This is a genomic window from Roseateles sp. (genome assembly GCF_039929605.1).
Classification (GTDB): domain Bacteria; phylum Pseudomonadota; class Gammaproteobacteria; order Burkholderiales; family Burkholderiaceae_C; genus Pelomonas.
Map to the genome: position 1 here is coordinate 1 of NZ_JBDSQX010000100.1, position 10,099 is coordinate 10,099.

Here is a 10,099-nt window from a genome sequence, read left to right on the forward strand (position 1 = left end):
GTGCCCTTCAAGTTCGACGCCTTCGCGCTGGCCGCGACACGCACGGAACGCGCGCAGTTGGCCGGCGCCGTCAACACGCTGCGCTTCGACGAAGGCGGTTGGACCGGTGACAACACCGATGGCGCCGGCCTCGTCAACGACATCCAGCGCAACACCGGCCGCTCGCTCACGGGCCTGCAGGTGCTGCTCGTCGGTGCTGGCGGCGCGGCGGCGGGTGTGCTGGGCAGCCTGATAGCGGCCAAGCCCGCACACATCACCGTCGTCAACCGCAGCGTCGACAAGGCCGAGGCACTGGTCGCCAGCCACACCCACCTTGGCGTGCCATTGACCGCCGCGCCGCTGGCCGGCGCGCCGGACGCGCAGGACATCGTCGTGAACGCAACCAGCACCAGCCTGGCTGGCGCGGCCTCGCCTGTCGACGCGCGCGTGCTGGCCCGCGGCGCGCTGGCGCTGGACATGATGTATGGCCCCAAGGCGCAAGGCTTTCTCGACTGGGCCACCGCCCACGGCGCCGAGCCGCGCGACGGCCTGGGCATGCTGATCGAGCAGGCGGCCGAGGCATTTCTCTTTTGGCGCGGCGTGCGGCCGGACACCGCGCCGGTGTTGAAAGCACTGAGGTCGTCGTTGTGATGCGCCACGTCGGCCGATTGCTCGCCGTCCTCGCGCTGGCCGTGATCTGCCTGCAGCTCTGGTTTGCCGGCCGCATCGCGCTGATGAATGTGCTGCCGCCGCAGTCCACCAGCTTCCAGCGCAGCGAGGCCATCCGGCTGTTGAAGGAGAAGCGGCAGGTTCCCTGGGCCCAGGCCTGGGTGGACGATGACCAGTTGCCCAAGACGCTCAAGCGCGCCGTCATCGCCAGCGAGGACGACGGTTTTGCCGAACATGGCGGCGTCGACTGGGATGCGCTCAAGGGCGCCTGGAAGAAGAACGAGAAGGCGCAAGCCCGCGCCGAGGCACGCAAGGCCAGGGGACCGGCCAAGGTCATTGGCGGCTCGACGATCACGCAGCAGCTGGCCAAGAACCTCTTCCTGTCCGGCGAGCGCACGCTGCTGCGCAAGGGCCAGGAGCTCATCCTTACGCTGATGCTCGAAGGCCTGCTGAGCAAGCAGCGCATCCTGGAGATCTACCTGAACAGCGTCGAGTGGGGTGAAGGCCTGTTCGGCGCCCAGGCGGCGGCGCGGCACTACTTCCGCGTGGACGCATCACGCCTCGGCGCCTTCGAAGCCGCCCGGCTGGCGGTGATGCTGCCGGCGCCCAAGCGCTTCGAGCGCCAGCCGGGCTCGGCCTATGTCATCAATCGGGCCGGCCTCATCGTCGGCCGCATGAACGGCGCACAAGTGCCATGAACAACCTGCCCGAGGAGATCGCCGCTGCCGCCGCGAGGCTGATCGTCGACGAGGGCATGGACTGGGGCCCCGCCAAGCAGCGCGCCGCCCGCGATCTCGGCGCATCACGCACCGCGCTGCCCGGCAACGACGAGGTCGAGGCCGCCGTGCGCGAGCACATCGCCATCTTCCATGCCGACACCCAGCCGGCCGAGCTGCGCGCGTTGCGCGAGCTGGCCGGTCAGTGGATGGCGCGGCTGGCCGAGTTCCGCCCCCATCTGACCGGCGCCGTCTGGCGCGGCACGGCCACGCGGCTGTCCAACGTCCATCTGCAGCTGTATTGCGACGACAGCAAGGCCACCGAGATCGCGCTGCTGGACCGCGGCATCAGCTTCGACGTTGCCGAGACGACCGCCGCGCGACGGCAGGTGGACATGCTCATCCTCGACGCGCCCTGCCCGGCCCTCGGCGAACGCGTCACCCTGTGCCTGACCATCCTGGACTTCGACGACCTGCGCGGTGCGCTCAAGCCCGACGCGCGTGGCCTGACCGAGCGCGGCGACCTGCGCGCGCTGCAACAACTGCTGGAAGACGAAGACGCATGAGCCCCACCACCCGCCGCCTCATCCTGGCCGGCGCCGGCGTCGGCGCTGCTGCGCTCGGCGCATCGTTCGCGTGGCGCAAGCTCAACCCGCCGCCGGCCTCGGCCGTCGCGCAGTCCTTCTGGGCCCGGCGCTTCACGGGCGTGGACGGCGCCGAGCTGGACGTCGCTCGCTGGCGCGGCAAGCCGCTACTGGTGAACTTCTGGGCCACCTGGTGTCCGCCCTGCGTGAAGGAACTGCCGGAGATCAACCAGTTCTACGGCCAAGCCAAGGCCAAGGGCTGGCAGGTGCTGGGGCTGGCGGTGGACCAAGCCGAGCCGGTGAAGGCCTTCTTGAAGAAGACGCCGCTGGATTTCCCCATCTCGCTGGCCGGCCCCGAAGGGCTGGGGCTGGTCCGCGAACTGGGCAATCCGGCCGGCGGCCTGCCCTTCTCCGTCGTCTTCGACGAGACCGGCGAGATCAGCTGGCGCCGGCTGGGCGTAACACGGCTGCAGGATCTGCAGGCGCTGCTAACTTCTTGAGAATTACCCTATCCGTCGCGGAAACCGGCGGCAAAAAGCGTAAAGTTCGCCCTTCCTCAATTTAGTGGCGGTTCTCTAGACCCTAACGGTTCAGCGCCCGCCACGTGTTTGATGCAAGTTCTCGTCCTGCACGGCCCCAACCTCAACCTGCTCGGCACACGCGAGCCGGAGGTGTATGGCGCGCAGACTCTGCCGCAGATCGACGCTGAACTGAGCGCGATCGCCGCCGATGCAGGCGCCACGCTGGTGAGCTTTCAGAGCAACCACGAGGGCGCCCTCGTCGACCGCATCCAGGCCGCGCGCGCCGACGGCACGGGCTTCATCGTCATCAACCCGGCCGCCTACACGCACACCAGCGTCGCCATCCGCGACGCGCTGGCGGCCGTCAGCCTGCCCTTTATCGAAGTTCACCTGTCCAACATCCACCGCCGCGAGCCCTTCCGCCATCACAGCTATTTCAGCGACCTGGCGGTCGGCGTCATCTGCGGCCTGGGCGCCAATGGCTACCGCCTGGCGCTGCGCCACGCCCTCGAATCGTTGGGAGCCGCCGGCGCCTGAGCGCGGCCGGCGGCCTTCCATTCTTTCTCTGACAACAACAACATAGCCTGGAGCCATGATGGACCTGCGCAAGCTCAAGACCCTGATCGACCTGGTCTCGGAATCGAATATCTCCGAATTGGAAATCACCGAGGCCGACGGGAAGGTCCGCATCGTCAAGGCTGATCCTGCGGTGGTCGCCGCGCAGCCGGTCTACGCCGCCGCGCCGGTTGCCGCCGCTGCGCCCGCCCCTGTGGCCGCCGCCGCTCCGGCGGCCGCGCCCGTCGAGACTGGCCACATCGTCAAGTCGCCCATGGTCGGCACCTTCTATCGCGCCTCCGGCCCCAACGCCAAGCCCTTCGGCGAGCTGGGCCAGCAGATCAAGGAAGGCGAGCCCATCTGCATCATCGAAGCGATGAAGATCATGAACGAGATCGAGGCCGACAAGAGCGGCACGATCACCAAGGTGTTGTGCGAGAACGGCCAGGCCGTCGAGTTCGGACAGCCGCTGTTCGTGATCGAGTGAGGTCACTCGATGTTTAAGAAGGTTCTCATTGCCAATCGCGGAGAGATCGCTCTGCGCATCCAGCGGGCTTGCCGCGAACTGGGCATCAAGTCCGTCGTCGTCTACTCCGAAGCCGACCGTGACGCCAAGTATGTGAAGCTGGCCGACGAGGCCGTCTGCATCGGCCCCGCGCCGTCGGCCCAGAGCTACCTCAGCATGCCGGCCATCATCGCGACGGCCGAGGTGACCGACGCCGAAGCCATCCACCCCGGCTACGGCTTCCTGAGCGAGAACGCCGACTTCGCCGAGCGCGTCGAGCGCAGCGGCTTCACCTTCATCGGCCCCAGCCCCGAGTCCATCCGCCTGATGGGCGACAAGGTCTCGGCCAAGCAGGCCATGATCCGCGCCGGCGTGCCCTGTGTGCCCGGCTCTGAAGGCGCCCTGCCCGAAGACCCGAAGGAGATCATCAAGATCGCCCGCACGGTGGGCTACCCGGTCATCATCAAGGCAGCCGGCGGTGGTGGCGGGCGCGGCATGCGCGTCGTGCACACCGAGGCTGCCTTGGTGCACGCGGTGCAGACGACTCGCGCGGAAGCGGGTGCCGCCTTCGGCAACCCCGAGGTCTACATGGAGAAGTTTCTGGAGAACCCACGCCACGTGGAGATCCAGATCCTTGCTGACACGTTCAAGAACGCCGTCTGGCTGGGCGAGCGCGACTGCTCCATGCAGCGCCGCCACCAGAAGATCATCGAAGAGGCGCCGGCACCGGGCATCCCCCGTCGCAGCATCGAGAAGGTCGGCGACCGCTGCGCCGCCGCCTGCAAGAAGATGGGCTACCGCGGCGCCGGCACGTTTGAGTTCCTCTACGAAAACGGCGAGTTCTTCTTTATCGAGATGAACACGCGCGTGCAGGTGGAGCACCCGGTCACCGAGATGGTCACCGGCATCGACATCGTGCAGCAGCAGATCAAGATCGCTGCGGGCGAGAAGCTGCCGTTCACACAGCGCCAGATCGAGATGCGCGGGCACGCCATCGAGTGCCGCATCAACGCGGAAGACCCGGTCAAGTTCATCCCCTCGCCCGGCCGCATCACGATGTGGCACGCCCCCGGCGGCCCCGGTGTGCGCGTGGATTCGCATGCCTACACGAACTACTTTGTGCCGCCAAACTACGACTCCATGATCGGCAAGATCATCGTCCACGGCGACACGCGCGAGCAGGCGCTGGCCCGCATGCGCATCGCGCTGAGCGAGACGGTCGTCGAAGGCATCCAGACCAACATCCCGCTGCACCGCGAGTTGATGGCGGACGCGAAGTTCATCGAGGGCGGCACGTCCATCCACTACCTTGAAGGTTGGATGGCTGCCCACAAGCGATGAGCAATCTCTTCGAACTTGCGCTGGTCTGCCGCGAGGCCGACGTCGAGATCGTCAGCGATGCGCTGATGGAGATCGATGCCCTCGCGGTATCCGTCGAGGATGCCGACGCTGACACCGACGCCGAGCAGGCCCTGTTCGGCGAACCCGGCATGCCTGCGCCAGCGGCCGGCTGGGAGCGCTCGGTCGTCAAGGCCCTCTTCCCCGCTGAAGCCGAGGCCACCGAAGCGGCGACGCTGATCCTGGCCCAGGACTGGGCGGCCGACATCCACGTGCAGGCCATCCAGGCCGTGCCCGAGCAGGATTGGGTGCGCCTCACGCAAAGCCAGTTCGCGCCGGTTGAGATCACGCCCGAGTTCTGGATCGTGCCGAGCTGGCACCAGGCGCCGCCGCAGGCGCAGCGCGTCATGCGGCTGGACCCGGGCCTGGCTTTCGGCACCGGCACGCATCCGACGACGCGCATGTGTCTGCGCTGGATCGCGAACCAAGGGCAAGCCTGGCCTCGCGTGCTGGACTACGGCTGCGGCTCCGGCATCCTGGCCATCGGCGCGGCGCTGCATGGTGCGACGAACATCGACGCGGTCGACATCGACCCGGCAGCCGTCACCTCGTCGCGCGACAACGCGGTGGCCAACGGTGTCACGCTGAACCCCGGCCTGCCCGAGCTGGCCCAGGGCGAGTACCCGCTCGTCATCGCCAACATCCTGGCCATGCCGCTGAAGCTTCTCGCGCCGCTGCTGTGCGCGCACGTCGCGCCCGGCGGCTATCTGATCCTGGCCGGCATCCTGTCGCGCCAGGCGGACGAGTTGAAGGTGGCCTACGCGCCGTGGCTGGCGCTGGACGTCAGCGATGAAGAAGACGGCTGGATCCTGATGACGGCCCACCGACCCGCGCAGGCATGAGCCTCGCGACGCGCTGCACGGCCTGCGGCACGATCTTCAGGGTCGTCGAGGACCAGCTCCGCGTCTCCGACGGCTGGGTCCGCTGCGGCCGCTGCGCCGAGATCTTCGACGCCCGCGAATTGCTGTTCGACATCGAGCAGGAAGCCCCCCCGCCGTGGCCCGCAGCGTTCACGCCAGAGCCGGTCATCGAGCCTCCGCCCCCGGCGCCACTTCCGCCGCCACCGCCACCCGCTCCACCGGAACCGGTGTGGATGCCGCCGCCCGAGGCCGAGCCGCGCGCCGAGGCGCTACCGACGGGCTGGCCCAGCGAGGTCAGCCGGCACGAGCCACGCTGGGTCGACGCGGAGCTGCCTGCAGACCCGCAACAAGAAGCTGCCCTCGCGCACCTGTCGCCGCCCATGACGGCGGAACCCGCTGCCGCACCACCGCCCACCGTGCCCGAGTTCATGCGCCGCGCGCAAAGCAGCGCGCGCTGGAACCGCCCGCGCGTGCGCGTGGCACTGGCGCTGGTGTCGATGCTCTTGGCGGTGATGCTGGCATTGCAGATCACGCTGCACTTCCGCGACGTTCTGGCCGCCACGCACCCGCCGCTGCGCAGTGGTCTGCAGGCGCTGTGCGCTGCCTTCGGCTGCGAGGTCAAGCCCTGGCGGCGTATCGAAGCGCTGAGCGTCGAGTCCACCTCGCTGAATCCGATGGGCAGCAGCGGCTACAAGCTCGATGTGTCGCTGCGCAACAAGACGGCGGTGGCAGTGGCCGCTCCGTCACTGGAGCTCCAGCTCACCGATGCCACAGGTGTGCCTTTCGCCCGCCGTGTGATCGGGCCCGAAGAATTGAGCCCGACGCTCAATCAAGTAGACGCCGATTCTGAACAGGCGCTGTCCTTTAGCTTCAGCACCGGCGGTCAGGGCGTTAGCGGCTACAACGTCATCGCCTTCTATCCCTGAGCCTCTGCGGCGGGCCCGCGCGATACCTCGGTATCGCTGTGGTTTGCGCCTTGCCACACGCCCAAACGCATCGGTTTTAATTGCGACGTCGAGAACGCAACACCACCCTAGCGGTTCGAGAGCTTGAGGTCGGTCGTGAGAGTCGAGGCAGGCCCAGCCGGTCAGAGTGGCCGGTGGTCAACACCCTGTGCTCTGGTGCTCCTGGGACGGGTCGCAAATTTCGTCGCTGACCGGTTGCTGCGGGCTTCACCACCCAGCTCCCCTGTCAGCCCTGAATGCTCAGCGTCTGACGCATGGCCTTTGACATTCTTCGGTCCTCGGTCACTTGTTCGGTCCTTCGCTTCTCGCCGGGGGCGTCGGCGGCCCGCCATTCGTCTACTACGACCGCTGCTGAATTCCCGCTCCGGCAATACCGTCGACCTTTCAGCCGCAAGGCGAGGCGTCCTCAGGTAACGCGCGCATCTTCACCGCACGGCCGCCGCATTTACGCCAACTTGCCTTGATCACGAGGGCTTTGCGGTCACATGCCCGCTCGCCCTGCTCGGCACCGCCTTCTATGCGGGTCTTGCTCATCAGCTCGCGATTTACGTTCCACGCTTCCTTCTCACACTCGGTCGCCCTCACGCAGTTGCGCTTCGCTTCGTTCGTCGTGATCAACTTACGACGGGGCTTGCACACCGCCGGTGTGCACCCATGCTGGGTGCACATAAAAAACCCGGCGCCGCAGAGCGGGCCGGGTTTCCCGATTGAGCGAACGGGCGGCGCCAACCGCCCGCTCAGACAAACGCTTAGGGCTTGTTGCCGGTGGGGAATGGCCAAGCCGCTTGCGGGCTCAGTGCGGTCTTGGCCGCAGGAGCGGTTGCAGCAGCGGCAGGCTTGGCGGCGGCAGCCTTCTTCGGAGCAGCAGCCTTCTTGGCGGCAGGCTTCGCAGCAGTCTTCTTCGCCGGAGCCGCAGCCTTCTTCGCGGGAGCCGCAGCCTTCTTCGCCGGAGCCGCGGCCTTCTTCGCCGGAGCCGCAGCCTTCTTCGCCGGAGCAGCGGCCTTCTTCGCCGGAGCGGCGGCCTTCTTCGCCGGAGCCGCAGCCTTCTTCACCGGAGCGGCGGCCTTCTTCACCGGGGTTGCAGCGGCCTTCTTGGCCGGAGCTTTCTTTGCAGTTGCCATGGTTTTCTCCTTGATCAAGTTGAAAAGACACCGCCCCGCACAGACCGGTCCGTGCAGATGCGGCTATTCACCGTCCGAGAGTCGCTCAGGAGGAACGCCTCGATACGGTGAATGGGAGCGCCATGCAGTCCCGCCACGTCTTGCGCGTTGATGCGGGTTTCGCTCGGTGACTGCATTGGCTTGAGGTTTGATCGGGTTGCGGCTGGAGACTTCAGTCCCAGCTCAATGCCCCGCCCGACTGGTACTCGATGACGCGGGTCTCGAAGAAGTTGCGCTCCTTCTTCAAGTCGATCATCTCGCTCATCCAGGGGAAGGGATTTTCTTCGTTCGGGAACAGCGCTTCGAGGCCGATCTGTACCGCACGGCGGTTCGCGATGAAGCGCAGATAGCCCTTGAACATCGACGCATTGAGGCCCAGCACGCCACGCGGCATGGTGTCTTCGGCGTAGCGGTACTCGAGCTCGACGGCTTTCAGGAACAGCGCCTTGATTTCGGCCTTGAACTCGTTCGTCCACAGGTGCGGGTTCTCAAGCTTGATCTGGTTGATCAGGTCGATGCCGAAGTTGCAGTGCATCGACTCGTCGCGCAGGATGTACTGGTACTGCTCCGCCGCACCGGTCATCTTGTTCTGGCGGCCCATCGCGAGGATCTGCGTGAAGCCGACGTAGAAGAACAGGCCTTCCATCAAGCAGGCGAAAACGATCAGGCTCTTCAGCAGCGTCTGGTCGTTCTCGGGCGTGCCGGTGTGGAAGTGCGGGTCCATGATCGCGCCGATGAAGGGGATCAGAAACTCGTCCTTGTCGCGGATCGACTTCACCTCGTTGTAGGCGTTGAAGATCTCGCTCTCGTCCAGTCCCAGGCTCTCAACGATGTACTGATAAGCGTGGGTGTGGATCGCTTCCTCGAACGCCTGGCGCAGCAGGAACTGCCGCGCCTCGGGCGCCGTGATGTGGCGATAGGTGCCCAGCACGATGTTGTTGGCGGCCAGCGAATCGGCGGTGACGAAGAAGCCGAGGTTGCGCTTGATGATGCGGCGCTCGTCTTCGGTCAGGCCGTTGGGGTCCTTCCAGAGCGCGATGTCGCGGCTCATGTTGACCTCGTTCGGCATCCAGTGATTGGCGCAGGTGGCGAGGTACTTTTCCCAGGCCCATTTGTACTTGAACGGCACCAGCTGATTGACGTCGGTCTGGCCGTTGATGATGCGCTTGTCGGCGGCCCGCACACGACGTGCAGTCGTGGGCTCAACATTTTCGCGATGCGTGGTGGTGGGCTCGCCGGACACCTGAGGCGCGGGAATCGAGACACTGGCAGCTTCGCGCGACACGTTTGCCGAAGCAGTCGCCGAAGGCGTGACCGCGGGAGGCTTCGCGGCGTGGGTATCAGTGGACTTCAGGTCTTCGTCCCAATCCAGCATGGTGTCTTTCCTATCACTTCGAATTATCGGTAGCGCTTGCGCAAATCAACAAGGTCTCGCGACCGCTATTTGCATCTATCGCGCAAAGTTTGTTGCGCGAGGGCATCGAAACGCGAGGCGCCAACTTGTCTATACAAGTTGGCGCCCTGCTTCGACTTACTGGCAAGCCTCGCAATCGGGGTTGTCGATCGAGCAGAACTTCATGTCCGTCGCCGGCAGTTCAGGCTCGACGGCAGCGACCGGTGCGGGCTGCGCAGCGGCCATCGACATCGTGCTGTTGGACACCGCGTTGAGCTGACCCGAGCGCGTGACCGTGCTCTTCTCGGCCTGCGTCGCGCTGGTGGTGCGCAGGTAGTAGGTCGTCTTCAGGCCACGCTGCCACGCGAGCTTGTAGGTCTCGTCGAGCTTCTTGCCCGACGCGCCGGCCATGTAGATGTTCAGGCTCTGCGCCTGGTCGATCCACTTCTGGCGGCGCGCGCCGGCTTCGATCAGCCACACGGTGTCGACTTCGAAGGCCGTGGCGTACAGCGCCTTGATCTCTTCAGGCACGCGGTCGATGCGGCGCAGCGAGCCGTCGAAGTGTTTGAGGTCCATGACCATCACGTCGTCCCACAGGCCCAGCGCCTTCAGGTCACGCACGAGGGATTCGTTGATGACGGTGAACTCGCCCGACAGGTTGGACTTGACCGAGAGGTTGCCAAAGCACGGCTCGATGCAGGCATCGACGCCGATGATGTTGGAGATGGTCGCGGTCGGCGCAATCGCGGTGCAGTTCGAATTGCGCATGCCGTGTTCACGGATGCGCGCACGCA

General features: G+C 66.1%; 12 protein-coding genes and 1 pseudogene. 9 read left to right on the top strand and 4 right to left on the bottom strand.

All coding sequences use genetic code 11. The features are described from left to right. The 9 genes from aroE to ABIS05_RS13815 all read left to right on the top strand — a co-directional run. A partial coding sequence (gene aroE / locus ABIS05_RS13775; RefSeq protein ID WP_348010989.1) for a shikimate dehydrogenase occupies window positions 1-630 on the top strand: 630 nt, incomplete at its 5' end. Next, on the top strand, window positions 630-1,346 hold the full coding sequence (gene mtgA / locus ABIS05_RS13780; protein WP_348010990.1) for a monofunctional biosynthetic peptidoglycan transglycosylase: 717 nt from the start codon (window positions 630-632) through the stop codon (window positions 1,344-1,346). The genes aroE and mtgA, both read left to right, overlap by 1 nt. After that, window positions 1,343-1,930 carry a hypothetical protein gene (locus ABIS05_RS13785; RefSeq protein ID WP_348010991.1) on the top strand — a complete coding sequence of 196 codons (588 nt, stop codon included), beginning with the start codon at window positions 1,343-1,345 and terminating at the stop codon, window positions 1,928-1,930. Before mtgA ends, ABIS05_RS13785 begins: the two co-directional genes overlap by 4 nt. Then, a complete protein-coding gene (locus ABIS05_RS13790; protein ID WP_348010992.1) occupies window positions 1,927-2,448 on the top strand; it encodes a TlpA disulfide reductase family protein in 522 nt (173 codons plus the stop codon). The genes ABIS05_RS13785 and ABIS05_RS13790 overlap by 4 nt, the downstream gene beginning before the upstream one ends. A 108-nt stretch (window positions 2,449-2,556) precedes the next feature. Further along, window positions 2,557-3,006, top strand: coding sequence for a type II 3-dehydroquinate dehydratase (gene aroQ / locus ABIS05_RS13795; RefSeq protein ID WP_348010993.1), 450 nt, complete (start codon window positions 2,557-2,559; stop codon window positions 3,004-3,006). Window positions 3,007-3,064: 58 nt separating this feature from the next. Beyond that, the gene (accB, locus tag ABIS05_RS13800) at window positions 3,065-3,511 is read left to right on the top strand and encodes an acetyl-CoA carboxylase biotin carboxyl carrier protein (RefSeq protein WP_348010994.1); all 447 of its coding nucleotides are present in this window, start codon (window positions 3,065-3,067) and stop codon (window positions 3,509-3,511) included. Between the two features lie 9 nt (window positions 3,512-3,520). Then, window positions 3,521-4,870: an acetyl-CoA carboxylase biotin carboxylase subunit gene (gene accC, locus ABIS05_RS13805; RefSeq protein WP_348010995.1), complete on the top strand. Its 1,350-nt coding sequence runs from the start codon at window positions 3,521-3,523 to the stop codon at window positions 4,868-4,870. Further along, window positions 4,867-5,769 (top strand): 50S ribosomal protein L11 methyltransferase, encoded by a 903-nt coding sequence (gene prmA / locus ABIS05_RS13810; RefSeq protein ID WP_348010996.1) that lies wholly within the window; start codon window positions 4,867-4,869, stop codon window positions 5,767-5,769. Before accC ends, prmA begins: the two co-directional genes overlap by 4 nt. Next, window positions 5,766-6,713 (top strand): zinc-ribbon and DUF3426 domain-containing protein, encoded by a 948-nt coding sequence (locus tag ABIS05_RS13815; RefSeq protein ID WP_348010997.1) that lies wholly within the window; start codon window positions 5,766-5,768, stop codon window positions 6,711-6,713. Before prmA ends, ABIS05_RS13815 begins: the two co-directional genes overlap by 4 nt. Before the next feature lie 423 nt (window positions 6,714-7,136). Here the strand turns inward: ABIS05_RS13815 and ABIS05_RS13820 are convergent, their stop codons facing one another. The 4 genes and pseudogenes from ABIS05_RS13820 to ABIS05_RS13835 all read right to left on the bottom strand — a co-directional run. After that, window positions 7,137-7,286: a hypothetical protein gene (locus ABIS05_RS13820; RefSeq protein ID WP_348010998.1), complete on the bottom strand. Its 150-nt coding sequence runs from the start codon at window positions 7,284-7,286 to the stop codon at window positions 7,137-7,139. A gap of 215 nt (window positions 7,287-7,501) precedes the next feature. Beyond that, window positions 7,502-7,825: a histone gene (locus tag ABIS05_RS13825; protein ID WP_407074852.1), complete on the bottom strand. Its 324-nt coding sequence runs from the start codon at window positions 7,823-7,825 to the stop codon at window positions 7,502-7,504. Between the two features lie 259 nt (window positions 7,826-8,084). After that, on the bottom strand, window positions 8,085-9,287 hold the full coding sequence (locus ABIS05_RS13830) for a ribonucleotide-diphosphate reductase subunit beta (protein WP_348011000.1): 1,203 nt from the start codon (window positions 9,285-9,287) through the stop codon (window positions 8,085-8,087). A gap of 156 nt (window positions 9,288-9,443) precedes the next feature. Then, a pseudogene (locus ABIS05_RS13835) lies at window positions 9,444-10,099 on the bottom strand (ribonucleoside-diphosphate reductase subunit alpha); the annotation flags it as partial.